The sequence below is a fragment of the Nonomuraea sp. NPDC049758 genome, assembly GCF_040674635.1.
In the GTDB taxonomy this organism is placed as follows: domain Bacteria; phylum Actinomycetota; class Actinomycetes; order Streptosporangiales; family Streptosporangiaceae; genus Nonomuraea.
Map to the genome: position 1 here is coordinate 200,223 of NZ_JBFAMZ010000015.1, position 19,355 is coordinate 219,577.

Annotated in this window: 17 protein-coding genes; 13 read left to right on the forward strand and 4 right to left on the reverse strand. The window is 70.5% G+C overall.

The window, feature by feature from the left end; all coding sequences use genetic code 11:
* Positions 1-50: 50 nt before the first annotated feature.
* Positions 51-281 (forward strand): SCO4848 family membrane protein, encoded by a 231-nt coding sequence (locus AB0J46_RS34340; protein WP_352326812.1) that lies wholly within the window; start codon positions 51-53, stop codon positions 279-281.
* On the opposite strand, the gene AB0J46_RS34345 is transcribed toward AB0J46_RS34340, so the two are convergent.
* Positions 253-1,644, reverse strand: a complete 1,392-nt coding sequence (locus AB0J46_RS34345) for a peptide ligase PGM1-related protein (protein WP_364338258.1) — start codon at positions 1,642-1,644, stop codon at positions 253-255. The two genes, AB0J46_RS34340 and AB0J46_RS34345, sit on opposite strands and share 29 nt — an antisense overlap.
* Before the next feature lie 487 nt (positions 1,645-2,131).
* Here AB0J46_RS34345 and AB0J46_RS34350 point away from each other — a divergent pair, with 487 nt between their 5' ends.
* Positions 2,132-3,355, forward strand: coding sequence for a M20 family metallopeptidase (locus tag AB0J46_RS34350; RefSeq protein WP_358282379.1), 1,224 nt, complete (start codon positions 2,132-2,134; stop codon positions 3,353-3,355).
* Positions 3,356-3,402: 47 nt separating this feature from the next.
* Here AB0J46_RS34350 and AB0J46_RS34355 read toward each other — a convergent pair whose 3' ends face one another.
* Complete coding sequence (locus AB0J46_RS34355; RefSeq protein WP_364338259.1) at positions 3,403-5,283, reverse strand: Xaa-Pro dipeptidyl-peptidase; 1,881 nt, start codon at positions 5,281-5,283, stop codon at positions 3,403-3,405.
* 289 nt (positions 5,284-5,572) lie between these two features.
* Between AB0J46_RS34355 and AB0J46_RS34360 the strand changes: the two genes are divergently transcribed.
* The 6 genes from AB0J46_RS34360 to AB0J46_RS34385 all read left to right on the forward strand — a co-directional run bounded on the left by AB0J46_RS34360 (position 5,573) and on the right by AB0J46_RS34385 (position 12,437).
* Positions 5,573-6,640 (forward strand): BMP family ABC transporter substrate-binding protein, encoded by a 1,068-nt coding sequence (locus AB0J46_RS34360; RefSeq protein ID WP_357702386.1) that lies wholly within the window; start codon positions 5,573-5,575, stop codon positions 6,638-6,640.
* Between the two features lie 95 nt (positions 6,641-6,735).
* Positions 6,736-8,343: an ABC transporter ATP-binding protein gene (locus AB0J46_RS34365; RefSeq protein WP_364338260.1), complete on the forward strand. Its 1,608-nt coding sequence runs from the start codon at positions 6,736-6,738 to the stop codon at positions 8,341-8,343.
* Entirely contained in the window at positions 8,343-9,485 is a 1,143-nt protein-coding gene (locus AB0J46_RS34370) for an ABC transporter permease (RefSeq protein WP_364338261.1), read from the forward strand. The genes AB0J46_RS34365 and AB0J46_RS34370 overlap by 1 nt, the downstream gene beginning before the upstream one ends.
* A complete protein-coding gene (locus AB0J46_RS34375) occupies positions 9,482-10,771 on the forward strand; it encodes an ABC transporter permease (protein ID WP_364338262.1) in 1,290 nt (429 codons plus the stop codon). The genes AB0J46_RS34370 and AB0J46_RS34375 overlap by 4 nt, the downstream gene beginning before the upstream one ends.
* Positions 10,768-11,163, forward strand: a complete 396-nt coding sequence (locus AB0J46_RS34380; protein WP_352324863.1) for a cytidine deaminase — start codon at positions 10,768-10,770, stop codon at positions 11,161-11,163. Before AB0J46_RS34375 ends, AB0J46_RS34380 begins: the two co-directional genes overlap by 4 nt.
* A 2-nt stretch (positions 11,164-11,165) precedes the next feature.
* Positions 11,166-12,437, forward strand: a complete 1,272-nt coding sequence (locus tag AB0J46_RS34385) for a thymidine phosphorylase (protein WP_364338263.1) — start codon at positions 11,166-11,168, stop codon at positions 12,435-12,437.
* 79 nt (positions 12,438-12,516) lie between these two features.
* Here the strand turns inward: AB0J46_RS34385 and AB0J46_RS34390 are convergent, their stop codons facing one another.
* The gene (locus tag AB0J46_RS34390; protein WP_358282389.1) at positions 12,517-12,912 is read right to left on the reverse strand and encodes a MarR family transcriptional regulator; all 396 of its coding nucleotides are present in this window, start codon (positions 12,910-12,912) and stop codon (positions 12,517-12,519) included.
* An 87-nt stretch (positions 12,913-12,999) separates the two neighbouring features.
* On the opposite strand from AB0J46_RS34390, the gene AB0J46_RS34395 reads away from it, so the two are divergent.
* A complete protein-coding gene (locus AB0J46_RS34395) occupies positions 13,000-14,406 on the forward strand; it encodes an MFS transporter (RefSeq protein ID WP_364338264.1) in 1,407 nt (468 codons plus the stop codon).
* A 69-nt stretch (positions 14,407-14,475) separates the two neighbouring features.
* Here AB0J46_RS34395 and AB0J46_RS34400 read toward each other — a convergent pair whose 3' ends face one another.
* Positions 14,476-16,362, reverse strand: coding sequence for a hypothetical protein (locus tag AB0J46_RS34400; protein WP_364338265.1), 1,887 nt, complete (start codon positions 16,360-16,362; stop codon positions 14,476-14,478).
* A 124-nt stretch (positions 16,363-16,486) separates the two neighbouring features.
* Between AB0J46_RS34400 and AB0J46_RS34405 the strand changes: the two genes are divergently transcribed.
* From AB0J46_RS34405 to AB0J46_RS34420, 4 genes are all read left to right on the forward strand, one after another.
* The gene (locus tag AB0J46_RS34405) at positions 16,487-17,089 is read left to right on the forward strand and encodes a hypothetical protein (RefSeq protein ID WP_364338266.1); all 603 of its coding nucleotides are present in this window, start codon (positions 16,487-16,489) and stop codon (positions 17,087-17,089) included.
* Positions 17,090-17,094: 5 nt separating this feature from the next.
* Entirely contained in the window at positions 17,095-17,445 is a 351-nt protein-coding gene (locus AB0J46_RS34410) for a cupin domain-containing protein (protein WP_352324870.1), read from the forward strand.
* Between the two features lie 176 nt (positions 17,446-17,621).
* A complete protein-coding gene (locus AB0J46_RS34415) occupies positions 17,622-18,695 on the forward strand; it encodes an adenosine deaminase (RefSeq protein WP_364338267.1) in 1,074 nt (357 codons plus the stop codon).
* Positions 18,692-19,327 (forward strand): PH domain-containing protein, encoded by a 636-nt coding sequence (locus AB0J46_RS34420; RefSeq protein ID WP_358282399.1) that lies wholly within the window; start codon positions 18,692-18,694, stop codon positions 19,325-19,327. The genes AB0J46_RS34415 and AB0J46_RS34420 overlap by 4 nt, the downstream gene beginning before the upstream one ends.
* Positions 19,328-19,355: the final 28 nt, after the last annotated feature.

Consider the following 19,355-nt stretch of genomic DNA (forward strand, 5'->3'; position numbering starts at 1 on the left):
GCCCATGTGGCGACACATTCCCCGGATGATCCGCCTTCGATACTGGAGAGATGACCATGTCACCAAAGATCGCCGGTTTCCTCGTCATCCTCGGCGTGTTCATGATCGTCGAGTGGATCAACCTCGGGTTTAACTTGGCCGACGGACATCCCACCGGCTTCTACGTCGTGCACGGGATCCTGATCGGGGTCAACGTGATCCTCGGTGCGGTGCTGGCGGTGATCGGGTGGCGCGGACTGCGGGAGGCGGGGATCAGGCGTCGCAGAGAAGGCGGCGGGTGAGCGCGTGCAGCTCGTCGGCCTCCTCGCGCGAGTCGCCGATCGAGGTGAAGCCCAGCTTGCCGTACTCGGGGATGGCGCCGAGCAGGTGGAAGACGTTGCCCGTGCGCCGGTCCGCGTCGAAGCCGATCCCGAGCCGCCGGGCGGTGCGCATGACCTCGCCCGGCGTGCGGCCACGCAGGCAGGAGGAGGAGCAGTTGTCGGTCGCGGTGTAGTACTTCGGCTGGTCCCCGGCCATGAGGAGGCCGGTGGCCGGGTCGTACCTGGCCCCGGTCGTCAGCACCACCGCGCCGTACGGGTGCGTCGTGCCGCCGATCCGCAGGTTGATCTCGCACAGCAGCGCGGCGTAGCCGGCGTCGGCCTTGAGGGCGAAGAAGTCCATGCCGAACAGGCCGACCACGCCCCGCTCGGCCAGGATGGCGGCGATGCGCTCGGCCGACTCGCCCACCTCGTGCCGGTACTCGGGGGCGGCGGGGAACGTGCAGCCCTGGTAGACGTCGTTGTTGGGGCCGCCGAGCACCTGGTCGTGGGTGGCCAGGACGGCCGCGTGCCCGCCGGGCGTGATTCGGGCCAGGGCGCTCGGGTAGTAGAGCGGGCGATGTTCGATGAACTCCTCCACCACCGCGCCGCGTTCCCTGATCTTCGTCGTGAAGCTCGTCCAGGTCTCCCCGGCCGCCGAAAATCGGGTCAGCGAGCGGTCGGCCTTGTCGACGATGGCGTTGCCGAGGCCCGAGTAGCCGTCGTTGAGCTTGACGATCACCCGTTCGCCGGGGAGCGAGTCGATGGCCTCGTCGATCGCGATGATGCTGTGCACGTCGCCGAAACCGCGCGCCATGGGCACGCCGGCCTCGTGCCCGACCTCGCGGGCGCCGCTCTTGGAGCCGTAGTAGGCCAGCGCGGTGGCGGGGCCGTAGATGGGGACGTTGAGTGACGCGGCCAGCTCCTCCTCGGTCTCGCTGAGGACGAACGGCACCAGCCAGGTGTCGGCGTCGATCGCCGACCGTAACCGGTCGAGGACGTCGGGTCGGCGCAGCAGCGTCCGGGTGAGGGGTTGCGACCAGGGCTCGTCGAGACTGATGAGCTCCAGGCGCTTGGCGGCGTCGTCCGGGTCGGGGAGGAAGCCGAGGTAGTAGTCGATGATGTCGGGATCGATCGGCGCGGAGGAGAGGTAGATCACCTTGACCCCGGGTTCCCGGAGCGTCAGGAGGAGGAAGAGCAGGCGCTCCTCGTACGATCGGGCTGCCGTGATGCGGCGCAGCTCGTCCTGCGGCAGGGAGAGCGAGGGTACGACCACCAGGGTCCCCTCGCTCGGCTCGAAGATGCTCAACCCGGCATACTTCTCCCCGAACGGGATATTAGTGATCATATAGCGAGTGAAACACGCATTCTTCACAAATGCAGCAAGCGCCAAAGTGTCATGACCATGACAGAAGGTGACAGGATTCGAAATCGGTGAGCACGTTTGGAAGTGGCGACATCGGGTCACCATCTAATGATCCCTTGTGACTATTTTCCGGATCAGGTAGGCATGTGCGGAACGTAACCACCTGCGGTTACGGGCATGCCGTCGGCCAACTTTTGGTGTATCTGTCGGCGCGAAGGCGCACGGGAGCGATAAAGTCAGAAGCATCGCCACCGGGCTCACGGCTTACCGCCGTGCACCCGGGCTGCTGCGACCGATGAACGCGAAGCCCGTGCTGACGATCTCGCACCGAAACCTACGGGTGTGGCTTTTGATTCGCCGAACGGCCGCCTCAACCAGGTGGCTGCCGCAGGATGGACTTTTTTCGAGAGCGTTATGAGCCGACGTCCGTGTGTGGGACGCGCGGCCTCGACGGGATGGATGGTGACATATGCGGGGACGTGAGCTGCGGGGAGAGCTGGACGCGTTCCTGGCGGAGATCGAGCAGGAGCTGGTGGCGTTCCGTCGCGACCTTCACATGCATCCTGAGCTCGCCTTCGCCGAATACCGCACGACCCAGCGCATCGCCGACCGGCTGACCGCCGCGGGGCTGACGCCGTCGGTGCTGCCGCGCGGCACCGGTCTCATCTGCGACGTGGGCAGCGGCGACGGGCCGACCATCGCGCTGCGGGCCGACATCGACGCGCTGCCGCTCCAGGACGAGAAGGACGTGCCCTACCGCTCCACCGTCCCCGGCGCGTGCCACGCCTGCGGGCACGACGTGCACACCACCGTCCTGCTCGGCACCTCGATCTTCCTGGCCCAGCAGGCCGCCGCCGGGCTGCTGCCCGGCCGGGTCCGGCTGATCTTCCAGCCCGCCGAGGAGCTGCCCGGCGGCGCCCTTGAGGTCATGGCCCACGGCGGCATCAGCGGCGTCGACCGCATCTTCGGCCTCCACTGCGACCCGCGCGTCGACGTCGGCCAGCTCGGCCTCCGGAGCGGCCCGATCACCTCGGCCTGCGACAAGATCGTGGTCAGGGTCTCCGGCCCCGGCGGCCACACCGCCCGTCCCCACCTGACGGCCGACCTGGTCTTCGCCCTGGCCAAGATCCTCACCGAGCTGCCCGCCGCGCTCTCCCGCCGGATCGACCCGCGCTCCTCGCTCAGCCTCGTCTGGGGCCGGGTCGAGGCGGGCTCGGCGGCCAACGCCATCCCCGACGACGGCATCGCCGAGGGCACGATCCGCTGCCTCGACGAGAACGCCTGGCACGCCGCCCCCGACCTGATCAAGGCCCTGCTGGAGTCCGTCGCCGGCGCGTACGGCGTCGAGGCCGTCATGGACTACACGCGCGGCGTGCCGCCGGTCGTCAACGACGAGGTCAGCGTCGAGATGCTGGCCGAGGCGGCCGAGCGGGCCCTCGGCGCGGGCGCGGTGGTGCCCACCCAGCAGTCGCTCGGCGGCGAGGACTTCGCCTGGTACCTGGAGTCGATCCCCGGCGCCTTCGCCCGGCTCGGCACGCGCTCGCCCGACGGCGTCACGTACGACATCCACCAGGGCACCTTCGACGTCGACGAGAAGGCGATCGCGATGGGCGTGCGGGTGATGGCCGCCACCGCGCTGACCGCGCTGTGGGACGTCGGCCCGATCGACTCCATCAGCAACGCCATGGCCTGAGCGCCGCTCCGACGGCCCGCCGCGTCGCGCGGCGGGCCGTCGGCATGTCAGCCGAGCCTGCCGAACACCACCGGCAGCCGCAGGGACGAGTGCCCCGGCGACACGGTGATCCGGGTGCCCGCCGGATAACGCAGGGTGTAGTCGCGGTCGGTCGAGACGATCACCAGGCCCAGCCGGTGGCCCTTCTTGAACAGGTAGTCCTTGGGCTGGAAGTCCCAGGTGAAGGTGTACTCCTTGCCGGGGCGCAGCGGTTCCGTGCGGTCGGCGCGGTGGCGGTTGCGCACGTCGAGCCACCCCCTGGAGACGATCTTGTACGCGGTCGTCGCCGTGCCGAGCCGCCTGAGCGTCGTGCAGCCCGTGTCACCCGGGACGCCCTCGCCGTAGCAGTAGGTCTGGCCGGTCGACAGCAGGGTGCCGTCCGGGCGCACGTCGGTGCCGTAGTCCACCAGCAACGCCGTCAGGTACGGCGAGGCGCCGTCCTTGAACGAGGCCCGCACGGAGACCGTCGGCGTGCCGGAGATGCGCACGTCGGCGGGCAGCTCGCCGGTCCGGTACGCCAGCCGGTTCGGGTCCGGCCCGGTCGCCTCCACCAGTTGCTCGGCCGTCCGCGCGCTCTGGTCCACGAAGGACTCCGCGGGCGACAGCGGCCGGGGCAGCAGGCCGAGCCGTTCGCCGGCGGCCGGGTGCAGCGCGACCGTGGTGGCCCCGGGCAGCGGCCAGGAGGCGTGCTGCTGCCACTCGCCGACGCCGATCTCGACGTCGGCCTGCGGCTCGCGCATGATGCCCGAGTCGATGCCCTGCAGCCAGTAGTCGAACCAGCCGTGCAACTGGCGCAGCCACTCGGCGGTGCGCAGGTTGAAGGGGTTCATGTGGGTGCCCTGGTGCAGCCAGATCTTGCGCGGGACGTGCCGCTTGGCCAGGGCGTACCACCATTGGGCGAACTGCTTGGTCTTGACGTTCCAGTCGTTGAGCCCGTGCACGAGGAAGACGCTGGCCTTCACCTTGTCCACGTCGTTGAGGTAGTTGCGGGCGTCCCAGAGCGGGCCGTAGTCGCCGGTGATCCGGTCCTGGCTCGCGGTCAGCGCGTCCATCTTGGCGCCGCAGACCTCGAAGCCCCGGTCCCTGGTGAGCACGAACTTGGCCAGGACGTCCAGGTCCTCGCCCTGGTAGCCGCCGGGGGCCAGGACGCCGCCGTTGGCCCGGTAGTAGTCGTACCAGCTGGAGATGGCGGCGATCGGCACGATCGTCTTCAGTCCCTCGACGCCGGTCGAGGCGACGGCGTTGGGCAGGGTGCCGTTGTAGGAGACGCCGATCATGCCGACCTTGCCGGTGGACCAGGTGGCGCTGACCTCGTTGCCGTCGGCGTCGAAGCCGCGGGCGCGGCCGTTCAGCCAGTCGATGGCGGCCTTCGGGCCGGCCGTCTCGTTCCGGTCGCCGGTGGACGGGCAGCCGGTGGCGCGGGCGCTGCCGACGTTCTCGACCAGGGCGATGGCGTAGCCGCGGGGCACGAAGTAGTTGTCGTAGTAGCCGTCGAAGGGCTCGCTGAAGAGCTTGGCCGAGGGGGACTTCAGGGTGGGCAGCGGGTTGCCGTTCGCGTCGACGTCCACCGGGTGGTTGGGCACGTCGTTGCCGGGGGCGTAGTAGGGGCTGGCCTCCATGATCACCGGGACCCTGAGGCCCTGGTCGGTCTCCTTGGGGCGCAGGATGTCCATGGCGACGCGGTCGGGCTGCCCGTCGTCGTCGCTGTCGGTCCCGGCCACCTCGACGAAGACCGTCTGCTTGACGGCGTCGGCGCGGGAGAAGACGGGCTGGGTGGCGTTGTTCTCGATCTTGAGGGTGGGGGTGGCGGCCGTCGCCGGGGCGGGCCCGCTCAAGGTCACGGCGAGGATCGCGACCAGCGGTACGGCCAGTGTCTTCCAAGGCTGCATACGGGGCTCCGATACGAAATTTCCACCGTTGATCGGAATCTCTGCCATGATCGACCGCTCGGCAAGGGCCTCTTACCTACCAAACTTGGGCAAAATCTTCCGGAGGCCGTCCCAAGTGCCTGAACCCAGATTCAGGTCACGGACGCGCTTGATGTCGATAACGGAGCGGTTGCGACCCTGTGTGCCGGTTTGGTCTGCCCTGGTCAAGCAACTATCTTCCGTGCAGGTGCCGTACGTTTCTTCGCGCCTGCGATGAAGTTCGACGGCGAGGAAATGGAAGGGAGTCGCCTTGCTCGGCAAGCGATTCAGCAGGATTGCCGTCGGCTCGGTAGCCGGCGTCATGCTCATGGCAGTCGCGGCCTGTGGCGGCGAGGGTGGAGGCACCTCGGCGAGCACGCAGCCGAGCTCCGGCGCCAGCAGCGAGGCCCCCAAGGGCGGCCTGAAGGTCGGCCTGGCGTTCGACGTCGGCGGCCGTGGCGACAAGTCGTTCAACGACGCCGCCTACGCCGGCCTGGAGAAGGCCAAGACGGAGCTGAACGCCGACATCAAGGAGCTCAGCCCGGCCGCTGACGGCTCCAACCGCGGCGACCTGCTGCGCCAGCTCGCGGACGCGGGCTACAACCCCATCATCGGTGTCGGCTTCGCCTACGGCGACGACATCAAGAAGACCGCCGCCGAGTACCCCGACGTGCAGTTCGCCGTCGTCGACTCGGCCTCCAACGGTCCGAACGTGACCGGCCTGCTGTTCGCCGAGGAGCAGGGCTCCTACCTGGCGGGCGTCGCCGCGGCGACCAAGTCGGAGGCCGGCCACGTCGGCTTCGTGGGCGGCGTCGAGAACGACCTGATCAAGAAGTTCCAGGCGGGCTTCGTGATGGGCGCCAAGTCCGTCAAGTCGGACATCAAGATCGACATCAAGTACCTCACCCCCGACGGTGACTTCTCCGGCTTCAAGGCCCCCGACAAGGGCAAGGTCGCGGCCGAGAAGATGTACCAGGACGGCGCGGACATCGTCTACCACGCCGCCGGCGACTCCGGCCTCGGCGTGTTCCAGGCGGCGGCCGCGGCCAAGAAGAAGGCCATCGGCGTCGACTCCGACCAGCGCCAGACGGTCAAGGAGACCGACCTCCAGTCGGTCATCATGACCTCGATGCTCAAGCGCGTGGACGTCGGCGTCTTCGAGTTCGTCAAGGCCTTCCAGGGCGGCGCCAAGGGCGGCAGCAACACCGTCTACGACCTCAAGGTCGACGGTGTGGGCCTGTCCACCACCGGTGGCGAGATCGACGACATCAAGGACAAGCTCGACGCTGCCAAGAAGGACATCGTCGACGGCAAAATCACGGTTCCGTCCAAGCCGTAATCTGGGTAGGAACGGACGACCGAGGGCCCGGAGTCCCCACTTCGGGCCTTCTGGCTATCCGCCCCGTCCGCCCCCCATGCTCTAGGAGAGGCGAAATGAGCTCGGACACCCTCGCCGCGGTGCAACCCGCCGTAGAGCTGGAGGGCATCACCAAGCGTTTCCCCGGCGTCGTCGCCAACCACGACATCCGCATCACCGTCGAACCCGGCACGGTCCACGCGATCGTCGGGGAGAACGGCGCGGGCAAGTCGACCCTGATGAAGATCCTCTACGGCATGCAGAAGCCGGACGAGGGCACGATCAGGGTCAACGGCCGGGAGGTCAGCTTCCGCACCCCCAGCGACGCCATCGACGTCGGCATCGGCATGGTCCACCAGCACTTCATGCTGGCCGACAACTTCACCGTGCTGGAGAACATCGTCCTCGGCGCCGAGCCCACCAGGGCCGGCATGCTCGACACCGGCAGGGCGCGGGCCCGCATCGCCGAGCTGGCCAGCAGCCACGGCCTGCGCGTCGACCCCGACGCGCTGGTGGAGGACCTCGGCGTCGGCGACCGCCAGCGGGTGGAGATCCTCAAGGTCCTCTACCGCGGCGCCCGCATCCTCATCCTCGACGAGCCGACGGCGGTCCTCGTGCCGCAGGAGGTCGAGGAGCTGTTCGAGAACCTGCGCGAGCTCAAGGCCGAGGGCCTGACCGTCATCTTCATCTCGCACAAGCTCGACGAGGTGCTGAACATCGCCGACGCGATCACCGTGATCCGCCGCGGCACCACCGTCGCCAGCGTCAACCCCGCCGAGGTGACCGCCCGCCGGCTCGCCGAGCTGATGGTGGGCAGCGAGCTGCCCACGCCGGAGACCCGCGAGTCCACCGTGCGCGAGAGCGTCACGCTGAGCGTGTCGCGGCTGACGATGGAGGCCGACGGCTTCCGTCCCGTCCCCAGGGGCACCTCCGTCGACCTGTACGTCGACAAGCTGCGCGAAGAGGGCAAGCGCCTGATCCTCGACGACGTCTCCTTCGACATCCACGCGGGCCAGATCCTGGGCATCGCCGGCGTCGAGGGCAACGGGCAGTCCGAGCTGATCGAGGCGATCATGGGCATGCGTGCCGCCCACGGCACGATCACCCTCGGCGGCGTGGACATCAGCGCCTGGTCCACGCTGAAGCGCAGGGAGGCCGGCATCGGCTACATCCCCGAGGACCGCCACCGGCAGGGCCTGCTGCTGGAGGCGTCCCTGTGGGAGAACCGGGTGCTCGGCCACCAGACCAGGCCCCCGGCGCGCAGCGGCATCTGGGTCGACCGCCGCGCCTCCAAGGCCGACACCGAGCGCATCGTCAAGGAGTACGACGTGCGCACCCCCAGCGTGGAGACCCTGGCCCTGGCCCTGTCCGGCGGCAACCAGCAGAAGCTGATCGTCGGACGCGAGATGAGCGGCGAGCCCTCGTTCCTCATCGCCGCCCACCCCACCCGCGGCGTGGACGTCGGCGCCCAGGCCGCCATCTGGGACCACCTGCGCAACGCGCGGGCCGCCGGCCTGGCCGTGCTGCTGATCTCGGCCGACCTCGACGAGCTGATCGGCCTGTCCGACACGATCAGGGTCATCCTGCGCGGCCGGCTCGTGGCCGAACTCGATCCTTCCGACGTCACGCCCGAGCGGCTTGGCGGTTACATGACCGGCGCCATCGCCGGCACTGAGGAGACGTGATGCCCGCCGGGCTCAACCGGGCGCTGCTCACCGTCGCAGGCGCCGTCGTCGCCATCGTCCTGGCGATCGCGATCTCCAGCGTGGCGATCACCGCGGCGGGCGCCAGCCCGATCGACGCGTTCGCCGCCTTCTTCAACTTCGGCGAGACCGAGCGGTCGGTGTCCAACGGCATCGCGGCGTTCCTCAACCGGGCGGTGCCGCTGTTCATCGCGGGTCTGGCGGTGGCCGTCGGCTTCCGCATGAACCTGTTCAACATCGGCGTCGAGGGCCAGTACCGCATCGCGGCCATCTGCGCGGCCTTCGTCGGCTCGACGTTCACCGCGCCGAAGCCGATCCAGATCCTGGTGATCATCGTCGTCGCGGCCGTCGTCGGCGGCGCGTACGCGCTGATCCCCGCGGTGATGAAGGTGACCCGCGGCGTGAACGAGGTGATCTCCACGATCATGCTCAACTACGTCGCGATCGCTCTCTCCTCCTACCTGGTCCGCGGGCCGTTCACGGGCGAGCGGGCCGCCGGCCAGCTCACCACGACCACGCCGCAGCTGCCCGAGTCGGCCATGTTCCCCAACCTGAACTTCGTCTTCGACTGGTTCGGGCTGCTGGCGCCCACCCGCGGCGGCGGCGTGTGGGGCTTCCTGCTCGTGGCCGTCGTGCTCGGCCTGGTGGTCTGGGTCGTGCTGGAGCGCACCCGCTTCGGCTTCAACGTCAAGGCCAGCGGGCTCAACGGCCCGGCCGCCTTCGCCTCGGGCGTCAACCCGAAGAAGATGGTCATCGCGGCCATGGTGCTGTCCGGCGCGATCGCGGGGCTCATCGGCCTGCCCGAGATCCTCGGCGACAAGGGCGCCTTCAACTCCAACTTCACCGCCGGCCTCGGCTTCCTCGGCATCGCGGTGGCGCTGCTGGGCAGGAACAAGCCCGTCGGCATCGCGATCGCCGCGCTGCTGTTCGCCTTCCTCGACCGGGCGCAGGGCGCGCTGCAGATCGCGGACGTGCCGTCGTCGGTCATCACGATCATCCAGGGCGTCATCGTCCTGCTGGTGGTCATCGCGAACGAGGTGACCAACCGCATCGCCATGCGGCTTGAGGAGCAGCGGGCCGCCCGGCAGCTCGACACGAACAGACCGGTTGAGGTGGCAGCATGAGCAGGGTCGGCAAATACCATCTGGCGCTGCTCGGCGTCGCCGCGCTCATCCTGCTGCTGTCGCTGGTGCGGGTCATCTCCGGCCAGGACGACCTGACCTCCTCCGGCACGTTCAACGCGGCGCTGCTGCTCGCGGTGCCGATCGGCCTGGCCGGTCTCGGCGGCCTGTGGGCCGAGCGGGCCGGCGTGGTCAACATCGGCCTCGAAGGCATGATGGTGCTCGGCACCTGGTTCGCCGGCTGGGCCGGATACCAGTGGGGCGCCGTGGCCGCGCTGGTCGCCGGGCTGCTCGGCGGCGCGCTCGGCGGGCTCATCCACGCGATCGCCACCGTCACGTTCGGCGTCGACCACATCATCAGCGGCGTCGCCATCAACCTGCTCGGCCCCGGCATCACCCGCTTCCTGTCCGAGGTCCTCTACGGCGAGGGCACCTCGGCCAGCGCGAAGGGCGCCGGCATCACCACCTCGCCGGCGATCAGCTCGGGTGCGCCCGAGGTGAGCCTGCCCGTCCTGTCCGACGGCCCCGACCTGCTCGGCAAGCTGGAGAGCACCCACTGGTTCCTGCTCTCCGACCTGGCCGGCATCCTGCGCGGGCTCACCCACGACGTGAACGCGCTGATCATCCTGGCCGTGCTGCTGCTGCCGGTGACGTACCTGGTGCTCTGGCGCACGTCGTTCGGGCTGCGGCTGCGGTCGGCTGGGGAGAACCCGTGGGCGGCCGAGTCGCTGGGTGTGAACGTCTACCGGATCAAGTACCTCGCGGTCGTCGTCTCCGGCGCGTTCGCCGGGCTCGGCGGCGTGTTCCTGGTCTTCGTCTCCAACAAGTACGTCGAGGGCCAGACGCAGGGACGCGGCTTCATCGGCCTGGCGGCCATGATCTTCGGCAACTGGCGGCCCGGCGGGCTCGCGGCCGGCTCGTCCCTGTTCGGCTACGCCAGCGGCCTGCAGCTGCGCAGCTCCGGCGAGGCCAACGCGGTCACCACGTTCTTCCTGTTCGGCGCGCTGCTGCTGGTGGTCTACATCGCGCTGCAGATCCGCAGGCTGGTCGTGCCGAGCCAGCCGGCCGACATCGTGGTCAGGGGCGTCAAGGACTACACCGTGATCGCCGCCGCGGCGGTCGGCGCGCTCCTGCTGTTCTGGCTCTGGCGGACCGTGGAGACGCTGCCGGGCGAGTTCGTCTTCATCACGCCACACGTGCTCACGCTGCTCGTGCTCCTGGTCGCCTCGCAGCGTCTGCGGATGCCCAAGGCCGACGGCGTACGCTTCCGTCGGGGGGATCAACATTGAACATCGATTGGGACGGCCTGCGCGCCGAGGCCGCCACGGCCATGCGCAACGCCTACGCGCCGTACTCCAAGTTCCCGGTGGGGGCGGCGGCGGTCGTTGACGACGGCCGGATCGTCACCGGCTGCAACGTCGAGAACGCCTCGTACGGGCTCGGCCTGTGCGCCGAGTGCGGCCTGGTGTCGGCGCTGCAGATGTCGGGCGGCGGCCGGCTGGTGGCCTTCACCTGCGTGGACGGCCACGGCGAGCTGCTCATGCCGTGCGGGCGCTGCCGTCAGCTCCTGTACGAGTTCGGCGGTGAGAACCTGCTGGTCGAGACCGTCGACGGCCCCAAGCGCATGGCGCAGATCCTGCCGTACGCGTTCGGCCCCGACGACCTCAGCAGGAGCTCGTGACCATGGACGCCATCGAGGTCATCCGCGCCAAGCGCGACGGCGGCGAGCTCACCACCGCCCAGATCGACTGGGTGATCGCCGCCTACACCCGCGGTGACGTGGCCGACGAGCAGATGTCCGCCCTGGCCATGGCCATCCTGCTCAACGGCATGAACCGGCGCGAGATCGCCGACTGGACGCAGGCCATGATCCGGTCGGGCGAGCGCATGGACTGGTCGATGCTCGACCGGCCCACGGCCGACAAGCACTCCACGGGCGGCGTCGGCGACAAGATCACGCTGCCGCTGGCGCCCCTGGTGGCGGCGTGCGGGGCGTACGTGCCGCAGCTGTCCGGGCGCGGCCTCGGGCACACCGGCGGCACCCTGGACAAGCTGGAGTCCATCCCGGGCTGGCTGGCCTCGCTCTCCAACGACCAGATGCTGCACGTCCTGCGCACGGCCGGCGCGGTGGTCTGCGCGGCGGGCTCCGGGCTGGCCCCGGCCGACAAGAAGCTCTACGCGCTGCGCGACGTCACCGGCACCGTCGAGTCGATCCCGCTGATCGCCTCGTCGATCATGTCGAAGAAGATCGCCGAGGGCACCGGCTCGCTGGTGCTCGACGTGAAGGTGGGCTCCGGGGCGTTCATGAAGACGACCGAGAGCGCCCGCGAGCTGGCCGAGACCATGGTCGCGCTCGGTAGCGACGCGGGCGTGCGCACGGTCGCCCTGCTGACGGCCATGGACCGGCCGCTCGGCCGGGCGGTGGGCAACGCGCTGGAGGTCGAGGAGTCGATCGAGGTGCTGGCCGGCGGCGGGCCGTCCGACGTGGTGGAGCTGACCGTACGGCTGGCGCGCGAGATGCTGGCGGCGGCCGGGGTCTCCGGCAAGGACCCGGCCGACGCGCTGCGCGACGGCTCGGCCATGGACGCGTGGCGGCGGATGATCTCCGCCCAGGGCGGCAACCCGGACGCGGTCCTGCCGCGGGCGGCCGAGAGCATGACGGTGGCGGCGCCGTCGTCCGGCGTGCTGGCCCATCTCGACGCGTACGCCGTGGGGCTGGCCGCCTGGCGGCTCGGCGCCGGACGGGCGCGCAAGGAGGACCCGGTGTCGTTCGGGGCCGGGATCGTGCTGCACGCCAAGCCCGGCGACCTGGTGCGCGAGGGCCAGCCGCTGCTGACGCTGCACGCGGACGAGACGGCCAGGTTCGAGCGGGCGCTGGACGCGCTGGACGGCGGCTACGAGGTCGCCGAGTCGGGGCGCGAGCTGCTGCCCCTGGTCATCGACCGCATCGGCTGACCGCCGGAAGCACGCGTGCGCGGCGGCCGGACCCCTGCCCGGGTACGGCCGCCGCCGCTTTTCCCCGGCCGCGTACCGGCTAGGTGGTGACGGCGGGGACCTCGGGCACGTCGGTGAAGACGCCCGCGAGCACGGCGCGCTGCGTGGGCAGCGCCTCGGTGTACCGGGCGCGCCCCTCGTCGGTGATGCAGACGAACACTCCCCGGCGGTCGGAGTCGCACGTGCCGCGGGTGACGAACCCGCTCTTCTCCAGCCTGGCCACGACCCTGGACAGGGCGCTCTGGCTCAGGTGGACCTCTTCGCAGAGCTCCTGGATGCGCAGCTTCCTGTCGTGGTGGACGATCCGGTCGAGCACCTCGAACTCGCTGGGCCCGAGCCCGTGCCGCTCGCCCAGCTCCCGCTCCAGCGCGCACATGGCCTTCGCGTGTTTGGCCAGGACGTAATGCCAGGTCTCGACCACGAACTCCTCGTCCATGTCGCGGAGGTTACCATCTCGGGAAGTTTCATGCAACGACATTAAATGCGCTTGCATTAGATGCTGCTGCATGTATTGTTCTGACCCATGTCCTCTTCCTCATCCCGTTGGGGCGCGCTCGCCGTGCTCTGTGCAGTGATCTTCCTTGACGCCCTTGATGTCTCCATGGTCGGTGTCGCCCTCCCGGCCATCCAGCACGATCTGGGCCTCAGCACGTCTTCCCTGCAGTGGGTGGTCAGCGGCTACGTGCTCGGCTATGGCGGTCTTCTGTTGCTCGGGGGCAGGACCGCCGACCTGCTCGGGCGGCGCAGGGTGTTCCTGGTCGCTCTGGGCGTCTTCGCCGTCGCGTCGTTGCTGGGTGGTGTCGTGGACGACGGGGGCCTGCTGATCGCCGCCCGGTTCGTCAAGGGCGTGGCCGCCGCGTTCACCGCGCCCGCCGCTTTGTCGATCATCACCACCACGTTTCCTGAGGGCCCGGAGCGCAACAAGGCACTGAGCATCTTCACCGCCTGCGCCGCGAGCGGCTACTCGCTCGGCCTCGTGCTCTCCGGCCTGCTGACCGGGCTCGGCTGGCAGTGGACGCTCCTCATGCCGGTGCCGGTCGCGATCATCGCGCTGATCGCCGCGCTGAAGGTGCTGCCGAAGGTCCAGGAGGAGCGGGCCGAGGGCGGCCACGATCTCGTCGGCGCCGTGCTGATCACCGCCTCGATGTTGCTGCTGGTCTTCACCGTCGTGCAGGCTCCCGAGGTCGGCTGGGTCTCGTTCCGGACGATCGGCTCGCTGGTGGCCGTCGCGGTGCTGCTCGGCCTGTTCGTCCTCACCGAGCTGCGGTTGAAGCACCCGCTGGTGCGGCTCGGCATCCTGCGCTCGGGCCACATCGTGCGGGCCAACCTGGGGCTGCTCATCCTGATGGGTTCGTACGTGGCCTTCCAGTTCGTGGCCATGCAGTACTTCCAGAACCTGCTGCACTGGTCGGCGCTCGGCACGGCCATGGCGTTCCTGCCCGCGGGCCTGCTCGTCGCGGTCACCTCGACCAAGATGGGCGACTTCGCCGACAGGTTCGGCACCGCCAAGCTGATCGTCATCGGCGCCGCGGCCCTGGCCGGCGGTTACGCGATCTTCCTGGGCATCGACGAGACGCCGAGCCTGGGCGGCCTGGTGATCCCCGGCATGGTCCTGATCGGCGTGGCGTTCGCCCTGTCCTTCCCCTCCCTGAACATCCAGGCCACCACCGGCGTGGACGACGACGAGCAGGGCTTGGCCTCCGGGCTGCTCAACACCTCCGGCCAGGTCGGCGGCGCGATCGTGCTGGCCGTGGTGACCGCCGTGCTGACCTCGGGCGGCGAGACGCTGTCGATCGGCGCGCTGCGCTCGGCGATCGTGGTCGCGCTGGTGCTGGCCCTGGTCGGGCTGGTGATCTCGGCCACCGGGCTGCGCTCGCGCAAGGCCGCCGTGGTCGAGGCGGAGGACGTGAAGGTCTTCGAGGCCGTCTGACCTCCCTGTGATCGGGAAGAGGGTTCCGCCGGGGGCGGGGCCCTCTTCCTCATTTCTCCAGGGCCTTCCTCATTTCTCCAGAGCGCCGAGCGGGTCGGAGTAGTCGATCCACTCCGTCGCAGAGTCGCCGAGGTCGGCGCTCTCGCCGGTGCGGACGTCCACCTGGACCAGGTAGACGTCCTCCTGGTCCCACAGGCGCACGAGGACCTTGTCGCGGCTCAGCCAGCGCTCCACCCTGATCACTTCGAGGCCGTCCACGTCCAGGCGGGGGCGGGGGCCGGTGACGCGGCCGGTGCGGGCGCCCATGGTGACCAGCCGGTCGTCGGCCGTTACCAGGGCCAGCGAGCGGCCGTCGGGGGCGAGCGCGGCGCCGTGCTCGATGAGGGCGGGGTCGATCCGGAAGCCCTTCGTACGGGGGCCCGCGCCGTCCAGCCTCAGCGTGCTGACGGAGGCGTGGCCGGGGACGGCGGTGGTGTCCCGGCGTTCGGCGACCACCCGCGTGCCGTCGTCGTGGACGGCCAGGATCTCGACGTCCGCGCCGCGTACCGTGCGGGTCGTGCCCGTGCGGAAGTCGAGCACCGCGCTGTCGTCCGCGTCGCCGAAGGACAGCGCGAAGTAGCGGCCGTCCGGGGACGAGCTGATGTGCGCCTCGCCGTCCCCCGCCGTGGCGTCGATGCGCTTGACCACGCCCGTGGGCAGGTCGTGGACCAGGTAACGGCCCTGCGGGTTCTGGTAGAGGAGCCGGTGGCCGTCCTGGCTGAGGGCCAGCGGCATGTACGCGCCGGTGGCGGGGTCGTAGCCGGCCCGCGCGTCCGGCAGCCGCCACTCCGCGCCCGAGCGGGTCGTGAGCACCCACTGGCCGCAGGGTTGCGGGTCGTGGGCGTCGGCCTCGGCGTCGCGGCAGTAGCCCGGGTAGGCGAAGCGGACCGGGTCGGGGAGCGCGGCGGGCAGCGGGTCGCGGATCTCCTGGGCGGGGGCCCGCGTCCCGGGGTCGAAGGAGGAGCGGGCCGTCGCCTCGTCCATGCGGGCGGCCAGCGCGGACAGCCCCGCGGCGGTCGCCGCGACCATCGCGGCGACCAGGCCGAGGGAGGCGAACGTCCACACCGACGCCCGGATCCGGCGCCGCGCCGTCACCCGGCGCAGGACGGTCTCGGCGAGGTCGGCGAGTCCGGCGCGCGGCATCCCGGCGGCCAGGCCGAGCAGGGCGGCCCGCAGCGCCGGATCCCCGGGGGCGGCGTCGTGAGGGCCCGCCGCCGGGGCGGCGAGCTCGGGAGCGGGGCCGAGCGTCCAGGGAGCGGCGGGCTCGGGAGCGGGGGCGAGCGTCCAGAGGGAGGCGGACGTCGCGCCGTCCCGCGACCGCTCGCCCTGGCGCCCCCCGGCCAGGTCCGCATGGTCCTCGGCCAGGTCCGCCGGGTCCTCAGCCATGTCCGCGCGTTCCTCAGCCGGGTTCGCGCGTTCTTCGGACGGGTTCGCGCGTTCTTCGGACGGGTTCGCGCGTTCCTCGGGCGGGTTCGCGGGGTCCTTGGTCAGGTCTGCGGGGTTCTCGAACAGGGTCGGGTGGGTGGCTTGGAGCTGGGTGCGGGCTCGTCGCAGCTCGTCGTCCAGTGCGCCGATCCACAGGCCCGTGACCTGGGCCGCGTGCGGCAGGCTCAACCCGTCGTGGAAGGTGACGACGACGGCCGCGCGCGTCCTCGGGGCGAGTCCGGCGAGCAAATGGCCCTCCGGGACCGGCCAGGGCGCGCCCGTCGCGCCCAGGAACCGTCCGTACAGCTCGCGCAGCACCGCGTCGGCCGGGCGGTGGTAGCGGATCGCGGACCACCGGCGGCAGGACGCGACGAGGGCCGCGGTGGCCAGCTCGCGGGCCTTGTCCGCGTCGCCCGTCAGCAGGTAGGCCGTCCGAGCGAAAGAAGGCCCATAAGACGCCAGAAAAGCCGATAAGTCGTGGGATTTGCTCACTTGTATGACTCCTTGGAGGTTGATCAGCGTAGAGGCAGTCCCGGCTCCGCGGAAGTGCCCGGGAAACCCGGGCCGATCCGCCACCAAGCCGCTTGCAGGCCCGTGGGCTGGGCATCTACCGGGCATGCGCCCGTCATCCCCGGCCGGCGAGCGGTCGTCGCGCCTTCGCCTCGCCGTCCCGCTCGCCTGCCTCGCCGTCCTGACCGCATGCGGCACCTCCTCGCAGACCGCGCGGCTGGACACCCCCGCGGACACCGGTCCCGGCACCGCCACCCCCCGCAGCGCCCCCTCGGACGTCCCCACCAGCACCGCCGAGGTGGACGTCGAGCGCGACGGCCTCGACCCGGCCGTGGTGACCGGCGTCCGGTACGCGACCCACGACGGCTACGACCGGGTGGTGATCGACCTCAAGGGCGACATCCCCGGCTACAAGGTGAAATGGGTGGACGAATTCCTCCAGGACGGTTCCGGCGAGCCCATGGGCGTCCAGGGCGGCGCGTACCTGCAGCTCACCCTCTTCCCCGCCAACGCGCACGACGACGACGGCTACCCCACCTGGAAGGGCGGGCCCGTCTACCGGGCCGGGCTCAGGAACGTCTCCCACGTCGTCAGGACCGGCGACTTCGAGGGACGCGTGGGCGTCGGCCTGGCGCTCGCCCGCCGGGCCGGCTTCCGGGTGAAGGAGCAGTCCGCGCCGAGCCGGCTGGTGCTCGACGTGGCACACTGAAGCCCGTGGTGAGAAAGATCGAGGGCCCGACCCGCATCCCCGTCCCCGGCGGCAAGATCATCGACGAGCATGTGGGGCGCGTCAACAGCGGCGACGAGCAGGTCTCGATCGCCCACATGACCGCCCCGCCCGGCTGGGCCGAGCCCGCCCAGACCCCGTCGTTCACCGAGTACACCGTCGTCCTGCGCGGCAGCCTGCTCGTCGAGCACGACGGCGGCACGGTCGAGGTCGGCGCGGGCCAGTCGGTGGTGACCTCGCCGGGGGAGAAGGTGCGCTACAGCGTGGGCCCCGACGGCGCCGAGTACGTCGCCGTGTGCCTGCCCGCCTTCACGCCGGAGAGCGCCGGCCGCGACTGACAGCCCGCGACTGACCGGCCGCGACCGACCCCGCCGCGACTGACCGGGCGCGCCTCCCTCACGGGCGCGCCTCACGGGCGGGCTGACGGCCCTGTCTCACGGGTGTGTCGGAAGGGTTGTCCACAGGCGGGCGCGACGTGTGCGGCGGCGGAGGAGTGTGCTCATATCATGGCCAGATGAGCCCCACGCTTGACAAGATCCGGCAGGCTCCCAAGGTGTTGTTGCACGATCACCTCGACGGCGGGCTGCGCGCCGAGACGATCGTCGAGCTCGCACGGGAGATCGACTACGGGCGGCTGCCCTCCACCGACCCCGACAATCTGCGCCTCTGGTTCGAGGAGGCCGCCGACTCCGGCTCGCTGGAGCGCTACCTGGAGACCTTCGACCACACGGTCGCGGTCATGCAGACCCGCGAATCCCTGGTCCGGGTGGCCGCCGAGTGCGCCCGCGACCTCGCCGACGACGGCGTGGTCTACGCCGAGGTGCGCTTCGCCCCCGAGCAGCACACCACCATGGGGCTCAGCCTCGACCAGGTGGTGGAGGCGGTGCTCGAAGGGTTCACGCTGGGCTCGCAGGGTCGCGGCATCCGGGTCGGCACGCTGCTGACCGCGATGCGCCACATGGCCCGCTCGATGGAGATCGCCGAGCTGGCCGTGCGCTACCGCGACGTCGGCGTCGTGGGGTTCGACATCGCCGGGGCCGAGGCCGGCTACCCGCCCACCCGGCACCTCGACGCCTTCGAATACCTCCAGCGGGAGAACGCGCACTTCACGATCCACGCCGGCGAGGCGTTCGGGCTGCCGTCGATCTGGCAGGCCATCCAGTGGTGCGGCGCCGACCGGCTGGGCCACGGCGTCCGGATCATCGACGACATCACCGTGGCCGGCGACGGGTCGGCCAAGCTGGGGCGGCTGGCGGCGTACGTGCGCGACAAGCGCATCCCGCTGGAGATGTGCCCCACGTCCAACCTCCAGACCGGGGCCGCCGACTCGATCGCCGAGCACCCCATCGGGCTGCTGCGCAGGCTGCACTTCCGGGTCACCGTCAATACCGACAACCGGCTGATGAGCTCGACGAGCGTGTCCCTTGAGTTCGCCAAGCTGGTCGAGGCGTTCGGCTACGGCTGGGACGACCTGCAGTGGTTCACGGTCAACGCGATGAAGTCGGCCTTCCTGCCGTTCGACGAGCGGCTGGCGCTGATCAACGGCGTGATCAAGCCGGGGTTCGCGCAGATCAAGTGGCAGCCGTGAAACACACCTACCGGTCCAAGACCGGGTTCGTGCTGGGCTGCGCCTGGCTGGTCTTCGTGGCGTTCAACGTGTGGGACCTGACGGCCCACTACAACGGCAAGCCGTCCATGGTGGCGCTGGCCGTGCTCGGGGCGATGACGGCGCTCGTCTACGCGATCGCGGTCCGGCCCGCCACCGTGGTCGGCGAGGAGGGGCTGCTGGCCCGCAACCCGCTGCGCACGACGTTCCTGCCGTGGGCCTCGGTGGGCGAGGTGACGGTCACCCACTCCATCGCCGTCCGTTACGGCGGCGAGGGCGCCGACGAGCAGGTGCTGCGGTTGTGGACGCCCATGAGCAGCGCCAGAGAGCGGTCCAAGGCGCAGCGGCGCGGCGTGCCCAAGCCCCAGCGGGGAGGCCGGTTCCGGGTCGAGGCCACGGTCAGCAAGGCCGAGCAGGCCGCCGCCGAGGCGTTCACCGGCAAGACCCACGCCGACTTCGTCGGCGACCAGATCCGCGACCGCGCCGAGGCCGCCCACCGCCGCGCGGACCCGGCGGCCGCGGCGGCGCCGGTCAAGGTCACCTGGTCCTACGACTCGATCGCCGTCCTCGTGGTCGCGGTCGCCTTGATCATCGCCGCCATCGTCATCGCCTGACCGCCCCGGCCCGAAGGCGAGGGTCGGC